Origin of the sequence: Streptomyces sp. NPDC004284 (assembly GCF_042874035.1) — a bacterium.
GTDB lineage: Bacteria > Actinomycetota > Actinomycetes > Streptomycetales > Streptomycetaceae > Streptomyces.
In genome coordinates this window covers 14772-33049 of the sequence record NZ_JBIAMJ010000031.1, presented here as the reverse complement: position 1 = coordinate 33049, position 18278 = coordinate 14772, and the positions used below count along the sequence as shown (strand labels likewise).

At 73.6% G+C, this 18278-nt stretch carries 12 protein-coding genes and 1 pseudogene; 9 read left to right on the top strand and 4 right to left on the bottom strand.

The window, feature by feature from the left end; genetic code table 11:
- The 4 genes from ACFYUS_RS38595 to ACFYUS_RS38580 all read left to right on the top strand — a co-directional run.
- Positions 1-1989: PA domain-containing protein (locus tag ACFYUS_RS38595; RefSeq protein ID WP_388862900.1), on the top strand; the 1989-nt coding region annotated here is incomplete at its 5' end.
- A 123-nt stretch (positions 1990-2112) separates the two neighbouring features.
- Positions 2113-3579, top strand: a complete 1467-nt coding sequence (locus tag ACFYUS_RS38590) for a protein phosphatase 2C domain-containing protein (protein WP_388862898.1) — start codon at positions 2113-2115, stop codon at positions 3577-3579.
- Positions 3580-3606: 27 nt separating this feature from the next.
- Positions 3607-5349 carry a pyruvate dehydrogenase gene (locus ACFYUS_RS38585; RefSeq protein ID WP_388862896.1) on the top strand — a complete coding sequence of 581 codons (1743 nt, stop codon included), beginning with the start codon at positions 3607-3609 and terminating at the stop codon, positions 5347-5349.
- Between the two features lie 91 nt (positions 5350-5440).
- Entirely contained in the window at positions 5441-5845 is a 405-nt protein-coding gene (locus tag ACFYUS_RS38580; RefSeq protein ID WP_388862894.1) for an ATP-binding protein, read from the top strand.
- A 30-nt stretch (positions 5846-5875) separates the two neighbouring features.
- On the opposite strand, the gene ACFYUS_RS38575 is transcribed toward ACFYUS_RS38580, so the two are convergent.
- Both ACFYUS_RS38575 and ACFYUS_RS38570 read right to left on the bottom strand, forming a co-directional pair.
- Complete coding sequence (locus tag ACFYUS_RS38575; RefSeq protein ID WP_388862892.1) at positions 5876-6988, bottom strand: DUF2637 domain-containing protein; 1113 nt, start codon at positions 6986-6988, stop codon at positions 5876-5878.
- 203 nt (positions 6989-7191) lie between these two features.
- Positions 7192-8058, bottom strand: coding sequence for a (2Fe-2S)-binding protein (locus ACFYUS_RS38570; protein WP_388862890.1), 867 nt, complete (start codon positions 8056-8058; stop codon positions 7192-7194).
- 480 nt (positions 8059-8538) lie between these two features.
- Here ACFYUS_RS38570 and ACFYUS_RS38565 point away from each other — a divergent pair.
- Both ACFYUS_RS38565 and ACFYUS_RS38560 read left to right on the top strand, forming a co-directional pair.
- Positions 8539-9357: pseudogene (locus ACFYUS_RS38565) on the top strand (GntR family transcriptional regulator); the annotation flags it as partial.
- A 220-nt stretch (positions 9358-9577) separates the two neighbouring features.
- Entirely contained in the window at positions 9578-11236 is a 1659-nt protein-coding gene (locus ACFYUS_RS38560) for a WD40 repeat domain-containing protein (RefSeq protein ID WP_388862888.1), read from the top strand.
- A gap of 33 nt (positions 11237-11269) precedes the next feature.
- Here ACFYUS_RS38560 and ACFYUS_RS38555 read toward each other — a convergent pair whose 3' ends face one another.
- Both ACFYUS_RS38555 and ACFYUS_RS38550 read right to left on the bottom strand, forming a co-directional pair.
- Entirely contained in the window at positions 11270-12058 is a 789-nt protein-coding gene (locus ACFYUS_RS38555) for a hypothetical protein (protein WP_388862886.1), read from the bottom strand.
- A 356-nt stretch (positions 12059-12414) separates the two neighbouring features.
- Positions 12415-14109 (bottom strand): PucR family transcriptional regulator, encoded by a 1695-nt coding sequence (locus ACFYUS_RS38550; protein WP_388862884.1) that lies wholly within the window; start codon positions 14107-14109, stop codon positions 12415-12417.
- Between the two features lie 300 nt (positions 14110-14409).
- Between ACFYUS_RS38550 and ACFYUS_RS38545 the strand changes: the two genes are divergently transcribed.
- The 3 genes from ACFYUS_RS38545 to ACFYUS_RS38535 are packed head-to-tail and all read left to right on the top strand — an operon-like array spanning position 14410 to position 18277.
- Positions 14410-15300 carry a xanthine dehydrogenase family protein subunit M gene (locus tag ACFYUS_RS38545; RefSeq protein WP_359519352.1) on the top strand — a complete coding sequence of 297 codons (891 nt, stop codon included), beginning with the start codon at positions 14410-14412 and terminating at the stop codon, positions 15298-15300.
- Positions 15301-15302: 2 nt separating this feature from the next.
- The gene (locus tag ACFYUS_RS38540) at positions 15303-15887 is read left to right on the top strand and encodes a (2Fe-2S)-binding protein (RefSeq protein ID WP_388862882.1); all 585 of its coding nucleotides are present in this window, start codon (positions 15303-15305) and stop codon (positions 15885-15887) included.
- Positions 15888-15889: 2 nt separating this feature from the next.
- Positions 15890-18277 carry a xanthine dehydrogenase family protein molybdopterin-binding subunit gene (locus ACFYUS_RS38535; protein WP_388862880.1) on the top strand — a complete coding sequence of 796 codons (2388 nt, stop codon included), beginning with the start codon at positions 15890-15892 and terminating at the stop codon, positions 18275-18277.
- The last annotated feature ends 1 nt before the right edge of the window (position 18278 follow it).

Sequence of the window (18278 nt, the reverse complement as noted above, 5' to 3'; positions counted from 1 at the left end):
GACGTCACCGGCCGCGTCCTCGCCACCGGCCCCGGCGGCATCCACGTCTCCACCCCGTTCTCCCTGTACGTGGAGCCCGAGACCGTCACCCTGCGCGTCAAGCTGATCGACCGTCAGGGCAACCCGGCCTCCGGCGCCTCCTCCCTCGACGTCATCGGCACCGACACCGCCAGCGGCGAGCGCCGCTTCAACGACGGCGCCGCCGACCAGGTCTACCGCCTGCGCCCCGGCAGCTACTTCCTCTCCTCCTTCGTCACCACGCCCGACGCGGGCGAGGGCGCCACGCTGAACGACTCGCTCAGCTACCTCGGCCGCCCGCAGGTCGAGGTCAAGAAGGACACCACCGTCGTCCTCGACGCCCGCAAGGCCCACAAGCTGTCGGTCGCGACCGACCGGCCCTCCGAACCCCGCGGCGCCACCCTCGCGTTCGCCCGCTCCTGGGACGACTTCTGGCTGCACGCCGGAACCGCCGCCGGACCGCGCACCATCCGCGGCTACTACGCCTCGGTCGAAGGCAAGGCCGACGAGGGCGACTTCGAGTTCGGCAGCTACTGGCGCGCCGCCGCCCCGCAGATCACCTCGCTGACCACCGACGACGGCACGGCCCTGCACCCGCTCACCGGCTCCCTCGGCTCCGACAACCTCGACGGCACCGGCTCCGCCCGCCTCGTCGACGCCGGAACGGGCACACCGGCCGAGCTCAAGGCCGCCGGGGTCCAGGGCCGCATCGCCCTCGTCCGGCTCCCGGACGACGCCACCTTCGCGGGCACCCTCGCCCGGAACGCCAAGGCCGCCGGCGCCGTCGCCGTCGTCACGTACCACTCGGCCCCCGGCCGCTGGTACCCGAGCGGCGGCTTCACCGGCAACGGCCTGCCGGTCCTCTCCGTCCCGTCCGCGGAGGCCACCGCGCTCCTCGGCGAGCTGGCCGCCGGAGAGGTCACCCTCGCCTGGCAGGCCACCGCGAAGAGCCCGTACCTCTACAACCTCGCCTTCCCGGAGACCGCCGCGATCCGTGACGACAAGGAGTACCGGGTCCACGACGCCAAGCTCGGCCGCACGGACTCGACCTACGGCTCGGCCGGCATCGCCACCGACTTCACGGACTTCCCGGCCGCCTACCGCCCGAACGGCGTCGGCATCTCCTTCGGCTCCCTGGAGACCGTCCCCGCGCCCGGCACCCGCACCGAGTACTACTCCGCCGGTGACACCGCCTGGCAGCAGATGGTCAACAGCAGCTTCCCCTTCGGGGAGGTCATGATGGGCGCCCGCCGCACGTACACCCCCGGCGAGCGGCGCACCGAGAAGTGGTACGACGGCGTCATCGCCCCCACCGCGCCCCGCGACACCACCGGGAAGCCGGTCCTCGTCGCCGAGCGGCAGGGCAACCTCATCGGCTTCGCGAACGCCATGTGGGGCGACAGCACCCACCACGCCGAGCCCGGCTCCTTCGGCGACATAGGGAACCTGCGCCTGAGCCGCGACGGCGAGCTCATCGGCGAGACCGGCTGGCCGTTCGGCGTCTTCGAGGTACCGGCCGAAGCCGGGACGTACACGCTCGAACAGAACACCATGAAGATCGGCAGCAAGGTCTGGGCCCGCTCCCTTTCCGTCAACTCGGTGTGGAAATTCACCTCCAAGCTTGACGAGAACGTCTATTCTCAGGGCATCCCGATTCTCTTCCCCCGGTACGACCTTCCGGAGGACGGACTCAAGACCCTCCCCGCGACCGACGGCCAACACATCGGCCTCACCGCGACGGGGCACGCGGGCTACACCCCCGCGGCGCTCACCTCGGCGAAGCTCTCGTACTCCTACGACGGGGGCACGACCTGGACCGAAGCGCAGGTCACCCAGCAGGGCGGCGGCTGGACCGCGACCGTGAACCACGCGGGCGCGACCGGCAAGCAGGTCACCCTGAAAACCGAACTGACGGACGCCGAAGGCAACTCCGTCACCCAGACCGTGATCCGCGCTTACGACGTGCGCTGATCACGCCGGTCCGCCGGGCGTCCTTCCCGTGGGGGGTGGGGCCGCCCGGCGGACCACCCATTTGCAGCAACGGTTTTCCTGGTGTCCCGTTTTCGGACGCCGTACGCGGTGGACAATAAGGGCATGACTCAGCAGGGGGACAACTGGTGGGACAAGCTCTACGACGAGTCGGCGCCGGACACGGCCCCGACGGTCTCGGGCGACACGCTCGACGACCACTTCGACACGACACCCCGCACGACGCCGGGCCCCGCATCGCGACAGGCCCCGGCACCACCGAGCCCACCCCCGGTGCCGCCGGCACCGAAGGCGCCCCCTGTGCCGTCGGCACCCCCGGCGGCCGCCGCGCCGCCGGCGCCCAGTAAGCCTCCTGCGCCCGGCGCGCCGCCCGTGCCCAGCGCCGGTCCCGCGCGCCCCGCGTCCGGGCCCGCGCCCTGGGAGGCGCCCGAAGGGGCCGGGCCCCGGACCTTCCCGGGGCCGGTCGTCCCGCCCGCCGAGGCGGCCGTCGAGGCGCCCACCGTGCAGGTGTCCCTGCTCCCGGAGGCCGACGAGGAGCCGGAGGCAGGTCCCGAACTCACCGTCGAGATCCCCGTGTCCGTACCCCGGCCCAGGACCGGGTTCGTCGGCAGCAGACCACCCACGTACGAGGCCGAGCCCACCGCGCTGCCCGTGGCCCGCCCCGGCGAGCTCGGCGAACTGGTCGCCGACACCGTCCTCGACGGCGCCCGCTACGGCACCTGCACCCTGCGCGCCGCCTCCGTGCGCGGCGACTCCGCCCGCTACCGGGGCGAACCCCGCCGCGACGCCCTGCTCACCGCCCGCTTCGGCCACGACGAGACCGCGCTCGTCCTCGTCGCCGTCGCCGCCGGCTCCCGCGCCGCCGAGGACGCCCACCTCGCCGCCGCCGACGCCTGCCACTGGATCGCCGAGGCCGTCTGCCGCAGCCACGCCCGGCTCTCCGAGGACATCAGGTCCGGCCGCCGGGGCGACCTCAAGTCCGGACTGCACCGGCTCACCGACCGCACCTACGGCAAGCTGCGGACCCGCGCCGCCGAGCGGGGCCTCGCCCCCGACGAGTACACCGCGACCCTCCGCTGCCTCCTCCTCCCCGCCGACCCCGAGTGCCGCACCCGGGTCTTCTTCGGCATCGGCGGCGGCGGTCTCTTCCGGCTCCGCGACGGCTCCTGGCAGGACCTCGAACCGCTCGTTCCCGAACCGGCCGCCGTCACCGGCGCCCCCGTCGTCGGCTTCGGCTCACCGCCCGCCGTCCCGGAGGCGACCGAGGAGGGGGACAGGCTCACCATGGACCTCGGCATCACCACCGCGCCGCCGCTCATCGAGGAGCCCGTCCCGCCGCCCGCCGAGCCCTTCCGCTTCCGCGCCTCCGTCGCCCGCGCGGGCGACACCCTCCTCCTCGCCTCGCCCGGGTTCGCCGAGCCGATGCGCGGCGAACCCGCCCTCGCCCACGAGCTCGCCGCCCGCTGGGCCGACGCCGAGCCGCCCGGCCTCGCCGCCTTCCTCGCCGACACCCAGCTGAGGGTGACGGGTTACGCCGACGACCGTACGGGGGTGGCCGTCTGGGAGGCGTAACCCGCGAGGCCGTGTGTTGATGGAGCCATGGCCAAACAGAACGTGGCGGAGCAGTTCGTCGACATCCTCGTCCGTGCGGGCGTCCGGCGGCTGTACGGCGTGGTCGGCGACAGCCTGAACCCGGTCGTCGACGCGATCCGCCGTACCCCCGCACTCGACTGGATCCAGGTGCGGCACGAGGAGACCGCCGCCTTCGCCGCGGGCGCCGAGGCCCAGATCACCGGCGGCCTCGCCGCCTGCGCGGGCTCCTGCGGGCCCGGCAACCTCCACCTCATCAACGGCCTGTACGACGCCCACCGCTCCATGGCCCCGGTCCTCGCGCTCGCCTCGCACATCCCGTCCAGCGAGATCGGGCTCTCGTACTTCCAGGAGACCCACCCCGACCAGCTGTTCCGCGAGTGCAGCCACTACAGCGAGCTCATCTCCAACCCGAAGCAGATGCCCCGGCTGCTGAACACGGCGATCCAGCACGCCGTCGGCCGCCGCGGCGTCAGCGTCGTCTCGCTGCCCGGCGACATCGCCTCCCAGCCCGCCCCGGAGAAGACCGCGGAGACCGCGCTCGTCACCACCCGGCCCACCGTCCGCCCGGGGGACGCCGAGATCGACGCCCTCGTACGGATGATCGACGCCGCCGACCGGGTGACGCTCTTCTGCGGCAGCGGCACGGCGGGGGCGCACCCCGAGGTGATGCAGTTCGCCGAGCGGATCAAGTCACCCGTCGGCCACGCCCTGCGCGGCAAGGAATGGATCCAGTACGACAATCCGTACGACGTCGGCATGAGCGGTCTGCTCGGGTACGGCGCCGCCTACGAGGCCACCCACGAGTGCGATCTGCTGATCCTGCTCGGCACCGACTTCCCGTACAACGCCTTCCTGCCCGACGACGTCAAGATCGTGCAGGTGGACGTCCGGCCCGAGCACCTCGGCCGCCGTTCCCGGCTCGACCTGGCCGTCTGGGGGGACGTCCGCGAGACCCTGCGCTGTGTGATCCCCCGGGTCCGCGCCAAGACCGACCGCCGCTTCCTCGACAAGATGCTGAAGAAGCACGCCGACGCGCTGGAGGGCGTCGTCAAGGCCTACACCCGCAAGGTCGAGAAGCACGTCCCGATCCACCCCGAGTACGTCGCCTCCGTCATCGACGACCTCGCCGACGACGATGCGGTCTTCACGGTCGACACCGGCATGTGCAACGTCTGGGCGGCCCGCTACCTCTCGCCCAACGGACGGCGGCGGATCATCGGCTCGTTCAGCCACGGCTCCATGGCCAACGCCCTGCCGCAGGCGATCGGCGCCCAGTTCACCGACCGGAACCGCCAGGTCGTCTCGCTCTCCGGCGACGGCGGCTTCTCGATGCTGATGGGCGACTTCCTGACCCTGGTGCAGTACGACCTGCCGGTGAAGGTCGTCCTCTTCAACAACTCCTCCCTCGGCATGGTCGAGCTGGAGATGCTGGTCGCCGGGCTCCCCTCGTACGGCACGACGAACAAGAACCCGGACTTCGCCGCCATCGCCCGCGCCGCCGGGGCCTACGGCGTCCGCGTCGAGAAGCCCAAACACCTCGCGGGCGCGCTCAGGGACGCCTTCAAGCACAAGGGGCCGGCCCTGGTCGACGTCGTCACCGACCCCAACGCGCTCTCCATCCCGCCGAAGATCAGCGCCGACATGGTGACCGGCTTCGCGCTCTCCGCCAGCAAGATCGTCCTGGACGGGGGAGTGGGCCGGATGCTCCAGATGGCCCGCTCCAACCTGCGCAACGTGCCCAGACCCTGAGGGTGTGTCCGGCGCCACCTCATGAATGCGGACGGTGACACGGGGCATGCATCCCCGTGAGCCTGTTCGACGCGACCTGTGGGTGGGGGATATGGCCGGGGAGGCACGACAGCCGACTCAACTGCTCAGGAAGGTGGGATGCGCGGATCTCACCGCGGTGCCGGAGGTGCGACATGCCCTGCGTGAACTGCTGCGGAAGTGGGGCGGACCGGGCGCCTCCGACGTGGCCGAACTGCTCACCAGCGAACTGGTGACCAACGCCCTGGTCCACACCGACCACGGGGCCGTCGTGACCGCGACGGTCGTGCCGGAGCAGTTGAGGGTCGAGGTCCGTGACTTCGTGCCCGGCCTCACGAGGCCGCCCGTACCGCCCGCCGACGACGGTACGCACGGCCGGGGACTCGTCCTCGTCCAGGCACTCGCCGACTCCTGGGGAGTCGAGGACCACGGGGTGGGCAAGGTGGTGTGGTTCGAACTGGACGGCGGGGCCGCCTGAGAGGCGGCCCCGCCGGATTTCCGTACTGCCTCAGCCGAACTGCTGCTCCAGATCCTTGAGCTTGCGCTCCAGGGAGTCGAGACGCGGCAGTGCCTGGGTGTCGTCCTCGGCGGTGAGGTCCACCGTCCGGGACTCGCCGGGGCGGGGCTCATCGCCCCTGACGGCTTGCAGGGAGGGCCGGGGTCGAAGCGGCAGCTGTCCGGGGTCCGCTATGGCGGGCTCCGCGACGGCGGCCTGCACGGCGGCCGTCGCGGAGCCCGAACCACTGCCCGCACCCGGGCCGGAACCCGCACCGGCCGGGGCGCCCAGAGCCGCCATCTCGACCTGGCGTCCGCCGCCGCGGCCGAGCCCGAAGGCACGGTGCTGACGGTTGATCGCCTTGAGTCTCGCCCGGTCCAGCTTCACCTGGTCGCGCCGGCGGAGCCGGTTCTGCTCCTTCTCCCGCCGGTCCTCGCGCACCTCGTCGACCGCCTCGTCCAGGGTCCGCACGCCCTCCAGGAGCATCAGCGACCAGGCCGCGAAGGTCTCCCGGGGCGCCCTCAGCCACCGCACGATGCGGATCTGCGGCAGCGGACGGGGCACCAGGCCCTGCTCGCGCAGCGCGGCCCTGCGGGTCTGCTTCAGCGCCCGGTCGAAGAGGACCGCCGCCGAGAGGGACATGCCCGCGAAGAAGTGCGGAGCCCCGTCGTGACCCATGCCGCGCGGCGCGTGGACCCAGTTGAACCAGGCCGCCGCGCCCGCGAACAGCCAGACGAGCAGACGCGAACCGAGGGCCGCGTCGCCGTGGCTGGCCTCGCGGACCGCGAGCACCGAGCAGAACATGGCCGCGCCGTCGAGGCCGAAGGGTACGAGGTACTCCCAGCCCCCGGCGAGGTTCAGGTTCTGCCGGCCGAAGCCCACGAGGCCGTGGAAGGACAGCGCCGCCGCGACGGCAGCGCAGAGGAAGAGCAGCCCGTACGAGGCGAATCCGTAGACGGCCTCCTTGCGTCTGCGGCGCTCCTCGCTGCGTTCCCAGGAGTCGTCGGCCGCGGCCTGGTCACCGGCGCGCTTCCCGCGCGCGAGCACCGCCACCGCCGTCAGGACCCCGGCCACCATCACGCCGCCCGGAAGCAGCCAGTCCAGCGATATGTCGGTCAGTCTCATGCGGTGTCCCTTGCATCGCAGTAGGGCGTTTGGCGGCCCATACTGGCCGACCCCGTGGGGCGCTCAAGGGGTTTCCGGGCAAGAGCACGCCATCGGGGTCGCGGGGCATACGAATAGGTGCGATCTGGTCGAACGCGCATGCAGGGAAGGGGATTTGAGTTCGATTTACGCCACTCGTCCGGGTGGCGTAATCCCCCGGGGCCTCAGGCGGTCGCGGCCAGCCGGCGGACGCGCTCGGCGTCACAGGTGCGCGGGCAGGTGAGGCAGGTGTCCTCGGGGCGCAGCGTGTAGAAGAAGCAGCAGGCGGCCCGGTCGCGGGTGGCGTGCGCAGCGCCGTCCGGCCCCTCGGACCCGGGCAGCTCGCGGAAGCCCGCCCCGCCCGCGTACGGCTTGTACGGCTCGGGGGTGCCGGGCAGGAGGAGTTCGAGCTCGGCCCTCGCCCGCCGCTCCTCGCCGAGCAGGTCCGCGACGTACCAGAGGCCCTCGACGATCTCGTCCGTGGCCATCCCCCACAGGGCCCGGCGGCCGCGCCGCATCCGGGGCCCGAAGCCGTCGAGGACGGCCTCGAAGTGCTCGGCGAGCGAGGAGCGGACCTCGGCCCGCAGCGCCTCCTCGTCGGCGACGACCCGGGCGCCGGGCAGGTCGGCCGCGGGGTCGTCCGGGAGGCAGGCGAACTCCTCCACCCGGACCGCGAGGCGGCCGAGCGCGCGCTGGAAGGCCACGTTCCGGGCGGGCAGCCGGGGGACCCGGCGCTCCAGGAACCACGGGACGGTGACGAGGAGGCAGGCGGGCCAGGCGTAGCGGTGCAGTCCGAAACCGGCGACGACGTCCGGGCGGGCGCGGGTGCCGTAGTCCCGCAGCACCTGCGCGTCGTCCCAGGCGAGGAAGGCGTCGAGGGCGGGGCCGCCGGCCGCCAGCGCCTCCGCGCCCACCCAGCCCGCGCCGTCCGGCAGCCGCTCGCCCCGGGCGGGTTCCTCTATCCGCAGGCCGGGGAAGGCCTCGGCGAGCCGGGCGTAGGAAGCCGCGACGGGCGAGGCGAGAGGGGCGGGCAACAGGGCGGGTACGGGCATGCGGACCACCGAATCGCGAGCGCTGGAAGGTTAGCCTTACCTTACCCGATTCGGGGTGGCCTCTCACCACCGGCGGACCCCTCCCACCTGCGGGGGCGGCCCGTATGCCCCGGATGTCGGTCCGTTCGCCTATGGTGCACAGAGGACCCGGGCGACGCGAGCCGAGCCCGGCACGAGGCCGCAGGAGGGACCCGGGTGGAGCAGGGCGCAGCGCGCGAGCGGGCGACGGAGAGACCGTCCCCGCCCTTCGGCGACGCCACGGGCCCGCTCGGCGCGTCCGTACGCGTACCGGAACAGCAGATACGCGGCACGCAGGACGCCCGGGGCGAACACACCCACGGCGAACCGGCCCTCCGCGCCGGGCCGGCCTCCCGCACCGAGAACACGCACCCCGGACCCGCGGCCCGCGCCCCCCGCACCGAGGGCACGCACCCCGGACCGGCGGCCCGCGCGCCTCGCGCCGAGGGCACGCACCCCGAGCCGGCGGTCCGCGCCGAGGGCACGCACCCCGGACCCGCGGCCCGGGCCCCCCGCACCGAGGGCACGCACCCCGGACCGGCGGCCCGCGCGCCCCGCGCCGAGGGCACGCACCCCGGACCGGCGGCCCGCGCGTCTCGCGCCGAGGGCACGCGCATCGGGCACGCCTGTGAGGAACCGGCGCCGCTCGGTCCCCGTACCGTGCACCGGCACTCCGTTCGCGGGCAGATCCTCGAAGCCCTGCGTACCGCGCTCGTCGGCGGCGAGCTCCGCCCCGGCGAGGTCTACTCCGCCCCCGCCCTCGGCGAGCGCTTCGGCGTCTCCGCCACCCCCGTCCGCGAGGCCATGCAGCGGCTCGCCGTCGAGGGGGCCGTCGAGGTCGTGCCGAACCGAGGCTTCCGCGTCACCGAGCGCACCCCCCGCGAGCTGGCCGAACTCGCCGAGGTCCGCGCGCTCATCGAGGTCCCCGTCATGCTGCGGCTCGCCCGCACGGTCCCCGCCGTCCGCTGGGCCGAACTCCGGCCGCTCGCCGAGGCGACCGCGACCGCCGCAGCCCGCGGCGACCGCGCCCACTACGCCGAGACCGACCGGGCCTTCCACCGGGCCGTCCTCTCCCTCGCCGGGAACGAACAGCTGCTCGCCGTCGCCGACGACCTCCACCGCCGCTCCCAGTGGCCCCTGATCAGCGCCCCCGCCCTCCGCCACGGCGACCTCGTCGCCGACGCCGCCGAGCACACCGCCCTGCTCGACGCCCTGATCGCCCAGGACCTGACCGTCGTCCAGACCCTGGTGCGAGAGCACTTCGCCGGATCGGAGTGCTAGGGGGTGCCGTGTCGGTCAGGCCGGACTCGCGGCGTCTGGCACCGCACCTCGCCGCGTTGTCGTCACTCGCCATGGCTCCGCCATCGGATCCCTCCTCCGCCTGGCGAGGCACGGCACCAGACGCCGCTCCCCGATCCGGCCTGACCGACACGGCACCCCCTGGGCCCGGGGAGACTAAGGTCGAAGGCGTCAGCCGTCCGCGTCGCCCGTGAGGTGTCCCATGCCGTCCGCGCCCCCGTCCCCGGCAGGGGACGGTACGGAAGCCGAGGCCAGCGCGCTGCTCGGCTGGCTCACCGATCCCGAGGCGCCCCGGCTCTGCCTCGTCACCGGAGCCCCGGGCAGCGGCAAGACGGCCCTCCTCGGCTGGCTCGCCGCGTACGGCCCGCGCTCCGGCCGCTCCCGCCGCCGGGCGCCCCGGATGCTCGTCCCGCTCGCCGGGCAGAGCGCGCTCGGCGCGGCCTGGACGATCGCCGACCGCCTCGGCGTCGTGGCCCGCTCGCCCGGCGACCTCGTCCACGCCCTCGCCACCAGCGAGGCGCGGCCCGCCGGCCGGACCGTCCTCCTCCTCACCGACCTGCACGCCGCCGCCGAACCCGCCGCGCTCACCCGGCTCATCGTCGAGCTCGCCGGCGTCGGGAGGGTCCGCCTCGTGGTCGAGGCCCGGAGCGGCACCCCGGCCCCCGCCGTCCTGCGCGCCGAACGCCGCGTCACCGTCGTCGACCTCGACGGCGAGCCCGAGCCCCCCGGCGGCGCCTCCGCGGAGCCGGCCCCGCCGCTGCCGGACCTCTCCGACCCGGCGGCCGTCTGCGCGGCCGACCCGCTGCTCGTCACCACCGCGTACGTCACCGGCGCCGCCCTCGCCGGAGTGCCGGGCACCCTCGACGGGCCCGAACCGTCCGCCCGCCCCGGCGAGGGCACCGCCGACGAGCACGGCGGGCTCCGCACGGCCTGGATGCGCGCCGGACAGTCGCTCTGCCGCGAACAGGCCCCGGCGGAGCGGGCGCTGGTCCTCCTCGCCGCGCTCGGCGACGGCGCCGACCCCCGGCTGCGCCCCGCGCTCGCCGAACTCGCGGCGGACGCGCCCTGGCGGGTCCGGTGGGCCCGCCACCGAGGCGACCTGAACCCGCCCTGGCCGGGCCCGGTCGCCGTGCTCGGCGCGGCGGGCGGCCCGCCGCTGGAGGGAATGCTCCTCGTCGGCGACCCCACCGGCACCGTACGGCTGCTCCACGAGGCCGACGCGAGCCCCGCCGGGCGCCTCGCGCACGCCGTCCCCGGCCGGATCACCGCGCTCGCGCCCGCGCCGGACGGCACGGTGCTGCTCCTGGACGACCGGGGCCGGCTGCACGCCGTACGGGGAACGGCGCCCCGGCCCCCGTACCTGGAGCGGCTCACCGAGGCGGTCTCGGCGACCCTCGCCCGCCACCCGGGCACGGCCCTCGCGGCGATCGCCGGATCGGTGGTGGTGGGGGACCGGCTGGGCTCCGTCCACGCCTTCGGCCTGACGGGCCTTCACCAGTCGGCCTCGCACAGCGGCCGGGTCACGGCCGTCGCCGCGGTCGAGTCCGAGACCCCGTTCGTCTGCTCCGGGGGCGCCGACGGGAGCGTCCGGCTCTGGACCCCCGGCCGCGACACGCACGCCGAGCCCCTCGCCGAACGTTCCTCGCCGGTCGTCTCCCTGCACGCGACCGAGACCCCGTACGGGCCGCTGGTCGCCGCGGCCTGGGCCGACGGCCTCGTCGAACTCCACCGGCCGGAGGGCGGCCCGACGCTCTCCTTCCGCCCGGGCCCCCCGGTCCGCGCGGTCGCGGTCACCGGCGCCGGCGCCCTGCTCGTCGGCACCGACGACAGCCTGGTGTGTCTCGTACCGAAGGAAAGGTGACGAGACGTCACCAGGCTGTCAGCGCCCGTGACTTCAGGTGGCCGGACGGGGTGTCAGCTGGGCCGACAGCCAGGTCGGCACCCCGCCGAGCAACTGGAAGAGGCGTCTCGCCTCGGCGCGCAGGCGGCCCGCCTCCGGTTCGGTCTCCGTGGTCGCCAGGGCCGTGAGCGCCGGGGCCGTACCGACCAGATAGCCGAGCTCCTCGCGGATCCGCAGGGACTCCGCGAAACCGTGCCGCGCCTCCGCCAACTCGCCCTCGCGCAGGGCGAGTCCGGCGAGGTGCCGCCAGGTGAAGGAGAGCAGGAGCGAGTCCCCCTGCGCGGTCGCCCCGGCATGCGCCCTGCGGTACGCGGCGCGGGCCGCCTGCGGGGAGTCGCCGAGGTTCTGGGCGACGAGCCCGCGCCGGAAGTCCAGGAGCGGCCGGCCGCCGGCGGAGGGGCCGATCAGCGCCGCCGCCCTGCCGAGCGCCATCCGGGCCTCGTCGGCCCGGTCGCGTACGCCCAACAGCGTGGAGGCGTAGGCGAGATAGCCGCGTTCACAGGCCGCGGCACCGCGTTCCTCGTCGGTGCCGGCCACCGCCTCGGCCGCCCGGAGCGCCTCCTCGGCGTCGGCCCAGCCCTGTTCGGTGTAGAGGCAGCGCTCGATGAGCAGCGCGGCCCGTTCGAGTGCGGCCGCCGGTTCGGACGCGTGCGGCGCGAGCAGCGCGGCCGCGTCCGTCCAGCAACCTCGGGAGCGGAGCCGCCATATGGCGGTCTCCACGGGTGTCTCCTTGCCGTAGGCGAGGGACGGATCTTCGCCACCCCTTGATTCGGAACCAGACATGGCGGTATCCGCCACATTGCCCTCCCCGAGCGCGCCATCGAGCTGTTGAGTAGGACGGCATCTCAGCATGAACGGCAGTACCCGGCCAAGGGGTCGGGTGAAAAATTTCACAAACTCGAGCGGGGGTGGAGAGCCCCGCCCCGCCCCGGTCCGGCGGGCCGGCGGATCGCCGATCGGCCCGTGATCAAGGCGGTGATCAGGCCCGGGTCCGGTCCGCGCGCCCCGATGCGGAAGGCCCGCCGCAGGCCCGGACGACACTCCTCCGGACTCGCCCGAAAGAGTGAAGCGCCGGGGCCCTGGGCGGGCCCTGGAACGTTCGATTCAACCGATGCGCACGCCGGCTCGGCCCATCCGGCTCAGCTCATCCGCAGCGCCAGGAAGAAGTCGAGCTTGTCCTCCAGGCGGGAGAGGTCGCGGCCGGTGAGCTGCTCGATCCGCCCCACCCGGTAGCGCAGCGTGTTCACGTGCAGGTGGAGGCGGGTCGCGCAGCGGGTCCAGGAGCCGTCGCAGTCGAGGAACGCCTCCAGGGTCGGGATGAGCTCCGCCCGGTGACGGCGGTCGTAGTCGCGCAGCGGGTCGAGCAGCCGGGCCGTGAAGGCGCGCCGCACGTCGTCCGGGACGAACGGCAGCAGCAGCACGTGCGAGGCCAGCTCGTGGTGCCCGGCGGCGCAGACCCGGCCGGGTCGTGCGGCGGCCACCCGGCGGGCGTGCCGGGCCTCCTCCAGGGCCCCGCGCAGGCCCTCGGCCGAGTGCACGGCCGCGCTGACGCCGAGCGTGAGGCGCCCGTCGCCGTCGAGACCCGCGGAGAGCGGGGCCCGCACGGAGGCCAGCAGCGTGTCCGCGTGCAGGCCCAGGGCGGGGGCCGGGCCCTCGTCCTCGCTCTCCGGCAGCGGGCCCGCGGCCAGCGGGACCAGGGCGATCGCCTCGTCGCCGCTGTGCGCGACCGCGATCCGGTCGGCGGACTCGGCGCCGACGGTCGCCGGGTCGACGAGGATCTCCTCCAGGAGCGCCTGCGCGACCGGCCCGCTGTCCACGGGGGTCTGGCCGGCCTCCTGCTCCCACTCCACGCGGGCGACGACGACCTGCCAGTGCGGGGCCGTGCCGAGCCCGGGCAGCAGCACCGGGGCGGCGACCCGGAGGCGGGCCGCGATCTCGGCGGGCGCGGCGCCCGTCTGCACCAGCTCCAGGACCTCCTGGGCGAGCCGGCGCCGTACCGTACGGGCCGCGTCGCGCCGGTCCCGCTCGACGGCGATCAGCTGGGTGACGCCCTGGAGCAGGTCGAGCCGGGCGGCGGGCCAGTCCCCGGCGTCCGCCTCGACGGCGAGCAGCCAGTCCGACAGGACCGTCTCGCGCACGTCCCGGGAGGCGGGCGCGGCGCCCCGGCCGGTGTTGCGGATCGGGAAGAGCGAGTACGTGGATCCGGCGGCGCTCAGCCGGTGCGGGCCGCGCCGGCCGGTCCGGGTGGCGGCCAGGTGCTCACCGGCCAGGGTGGCGGCGAGCCCGGCCTCCAGGGGCTCTCCGGCGCCCGCGATCTGGCGGCCGGTGGGGGAGAGGACCCAGGCCCGCAGGTCCAGATCGGAGCCCAGGAGGTCGAGGACGACCTCGGGGCCGCCGCCGGCCGGGCCGGAGGTCATGAGCCGCCTGTGCCGGTCGACGACGGCCGCGAGGTCGCCGGCCCGCTCGCCGGAGACCTGTCGAACAACGTGCTCGGTGATCGTCGCGAACGCAACGGACTCGTTCACCGCGAAGAGCGGGAGCCGGTGGCGCAAACACGCCGCCACGAGGTCGTCGGGGATGTCGCCGAGCTCGGCCTCGCCCGCGGCCAGGGCGGCCACGCCGGCCGAGGCCAGGATCCGGACGAAGGGCTCGGTGTCGGCGGGCTCCGCCCGCCAGGCGAGGCCGGTGAGCACCAGCTCGCCGCCGGACAGGTACCGGCTGGGGTCCTTGAGGTCCGTCGTCATCACGCCTCGGACGGTCCGGTCCAGCTCGTCCTCGCCGCCGAGCAGGCGCAGCCCGAGCGCGTCGTTCTCCAGCAGTGCGCGCAGCCGCATCGTGTCGCCGCCGTTCCTTCGTTCGCTGATGGTGGTGTCGCGTTGTCGACGGTGGCGTGGTGCCACCGTTTCCAGGGGGAAACGGTGAGGTTTCCGTTCCCTGCCTTTCGTTCGAATCTACAAGACGACGACGGGCACCAGCCAACTCCTTCATGTTTTCGGTGACTGCACCCGGGCGATCGTGGCTTGTGTACTAGGCCACACACCGCGTGAACAGCACATGAACACGTCGAGGGCCGGCCGTCTCCCCGGACCCACTGCTCGACCCCCGAACACCAGAATCACTAGAAGAGAGCCACCATGGACTTCCTTCGCCCCGCCAGCTGGGAGGAGGCGCTCGCCGCCAAGGCCGAGCACCCCACGGCCGTGCCCATCGCCGGTGGTACCGACGTCATGGTCGAGATCAACTTCGACCACCGGCGCCCCGAGTACCTCCTGGACCTGAACCGCATCGAGCTGCTGCGCGAGTGGGAGGTCGGCGAGGAGAACGTACGCCTCGGCGCCTCCGTCCCGTACACGCAGATCATGGAGAACCTGCGCACGGAGCTCCCGGGTCTGGCCCTGGCCTCGCACACGGTCGCCTCCCCGCAGATCCGCAACCGCGGCGGCGTCGGCGGCAACCTCGGCACCGCGTCGCCCGCCGGTGACGCCCACCCGGCCCTGCTCGCCGCGGGCGCCGAGGTCGAGGTCGAGTCGGTGCGCGGCAACCGCTTCATCCCGATCGACGAGTTCTACACGGGCGTGAAGCGCAACGCGCTCCAGCCCGACGAGCTCATCAAGACCGTCCACATCAAGAAGGCGGACGGCCCCCAGCAGTACTCCAAGGTCGGCACCCGCAACGCGATGGTCATCGCGGTCTGCGCCTTCGGCCTGGCCCTGCACCCGGAGACCCGGACCGTGCGCACCGGCATCGGTTCCGCCGCGCCGACCCCGATCCGCGCCAAGGAGGCCGAGGCCTTCCTGAACGCGGCTCTGGAGGAGGGCGGCTTCTGGGACAACGGCAAGATCATCACCCCGTCGATCGCCAAGCAGTTCGCCGACCTCTGCTCGGCCGCCGCCAACCCGATCGACGACGTCCGTGGCACCGCCAAGTACCGGCGCCACGCCGTCGGCATCATGGCTCGCCGCCAGCTCGGCTGGACGTGGGAGCAGTACCGCGGCGCGGGCCGCACGCTTGAGGGAGCTGCATAACCATGCGCGTCAATTTCACGGTCAACGGTCGTCCGCAGGAAGCCGACGACGTCTGGGAGGGCGAGTCCCTCCTCTACGTTCTGCGTGAGCGTCTGGGTCTGCCCGGCTCCAAGAACGCGTGCGAGCAGGGCGAGTGCGGTTCCTGCACCGTCCGTCTCGACGGGGTGCCGGTCTGCTCGTGTCTGGTCGCCGCCGGTCAGGTCGAGGGCCGCGAGGTCGTCACCGTCGAGGGCCTGGCGGACTACGCCAAGCAGCGTGAGGAGCACGCCGGTTGCGCGAGCGGCGCCTGCGGCACCTCGATCGACGAGGCCAAGCGCTGGGAGGCCAAGCCCCAGGACTCGCAGACCGGCGAGGGTGTCGAACTCTCCCCGATCCAGCAGGCGTTCATCGACGCCGGCGCCGTTCAGTGCGGATTCTGCACCCCCGGTCTGCTCGTCGCGGCCGACGAGATGCTGGAGCGCAACCCGTCCCCGACGGACGCGGACATCCGCGAGGCGCTCTCCGGCAACCTCTGCCGCTGCACCGGTTACGAGAAGATCCTCGACGCGGTCCGCCTCGCGGCCGCCCGTCAGGGAGAGGCGGTCTGACCATGGCTGGCACCACCACGGGCATCCCCAGGAACGTCACCCAGAACCACACCAAGGGCGGCATCGGCGAGTCCACGCTCCGCCCGGACGGCACCCTCAAGGTCACCGGCGAGTTCGCGTACTCCTCGGACATGTGGCACGAGGACATGCTGTGGGGCCAGATCCTGCGCTCCACCGTCGCGCACGCCGAGATCGTGTCCATCGACACCTCCGAGGCCCTCACGATGGACGGCGTCTACGCCGTCCTGACCCACGAGGACCTGCCGGCCGCGAAGAACTACGGCATGGAGTTCCAGGACACCCCCGTCCTCGCCTACGGCAAGGTCCGTCACCACGGCGAGCCGGTCGCCCTCGTGGCCGCCGACCACCCGGAGACCGCCCGCCGCGCCGCCGCCAAGATCAAGATCGAGTACCGGGAGCTCCCGGTCATCACGGACGAGGCCTCCGCCCTCGCCCCGGACGCGATCCTGGTCCACGAGAACCGCGACGACCACCACTCCGGCCACGTCCCGCACCCGAACATCGTGCACCGCCAGCCGATCATCCGCGGCAACGCCGCCGAGGCCGCCGAGCGCGCCGACGTCATCGTCAAGGGCGAGTACACCTTCGGCATGCAGGACCAGGCCTTCCTCGGCCCCGAGTCCGGCCTCGCCGTACCGGCCGAGGACGGCGGCGTCGACCTGTACGTCGCCACCCAGTGGCTGCACTCGGACCTCAAGCAGATCGCCCCCTGCCTCGGCCTGCCCGAGGAGAAGGTCCGCATGACCATGGCCGGTGTCGGCGGCGCCTTCGGCGGCCGCGAGGACATCTCCATGCAGATCCTCGCCTCCGTCCTCGCCCTGCGCACCGGCAAGCCGGTCAAGATGGTCTACAACCGGTACGAGTCCTTCTTCGGGCACGTCCACCGGCACCCGGCGAAGCTCTACTACGAGCACGGCGCCACCAAGGACGGCAAGCTCACGCACATGAAGTGCAAGATCGTCCTGGACGGCGGCGCGTACGCCTCCTCCACGGCCTCGGTCGTCGGCAACGCCTCCTCCCTCTCGGTCGGCCCGTACGTCATCGACGACGTCGAGATCGAGGCGATCGGCCTCTACACCAACAACCCGCCCTGCGGCGCCATGCGCGGCTTCGGCGCGGTCCAGGCCTGCTTCGCCTACGAGGCGCAGATGGACAAGCTCGCGGCCAAGCTGGGCATGGACCCGGTGGAGCTGCGCCAGCTCAACGCCATGGAGCAGGGCACGATCATGCCGACCGGCCAGGTCGTGGACTCCCCGGCCCCGGTCGCCGAGCTGCTGCGCCGGGTCAAGGCCCGCCCGCTGCCGCCGGAGCGCCAGTGGGAGACCGCCGGCGAGGGCGCGGACGTCCGCGCGCTGCCGGGCGGCCTGTCCAACACCTCGCACGGCGAGGGCGTCGTCCGGGGCGTCGGCTACGCCGTCGGCATCAAGAACGTCGGCTTCTCCGAGGGCTTCGACGACTACTCGACCGCCAAGATCCGCATCGAGGTCATCAACGGCGAGGCCGTCGCCACCGTCCACACCGCCGCGGCGGAGGTCGGCCAGGGCGGCGTCACCATCCACGCGCAGATCGCCCGTACCGAGCTCGGTGTCCAGCAGGTCACCATCCACCCCGCGGACACGCAGGTGGGCTCGGCCGGTTCGACCTCCGCGGGCCGCCAGACGTACATGACCGGCGGCGCCATCAAGAACTCCTGCGAGATCGTCCGCGAGAAGGTCCTGGAGATCGGCCGGCGCAAGTTCGGCTCGTACCACCCGGCCTGGGCCAACGCCGAACTCCTCCTGGAGGGCGGCAAGGTCGTCACCGACGGCGGCGAGGCCCTCGCCACCATCGCGGACGTCCTGGAGGACCAGGTCGTGGAGGTCGAGGAGGAGTGGCGGCACCGTCCGACCCAGGCCTTCGACCTCGTCACCGGCCAGGGCGACGGCCACGTCCAGTACGCCTTCGCCGCGCACCGCGCGGTCGTCGAGGTGGACACCGAGCTCGGCCTCGTCAAGGTCATCGAGCTGGCCTGCGCCCAGGACGTCGGCAAGGCGGTCAACCCGCTCTCCGTGGTCGGCCAGATCCAGGGCGGCACCACCCAGGGCCTGGGCGTCGCGGTGATGGAGGAGATCATCGTCGACCCGAAGACCGCGAAGGTGCGCAACCCCTCCTTCACGGACTACCTGATCCCGACGATCCTCGACACGCCGACCATCCCGGTCGACTACCTCGAACTGGCCGACCCCAACGCGCCGTACGGCGTCCGGGGCATCGGCGAGGCCCCGACCCTGTCGTCCACCCCGGCCGTCCTCGCGGCGATCCGGGCGGCGACGGGCCTGGAGCTCAACAAGACGCCGGTCCGCCCCGAGGCGCTCACCGGCACCCTGTAGG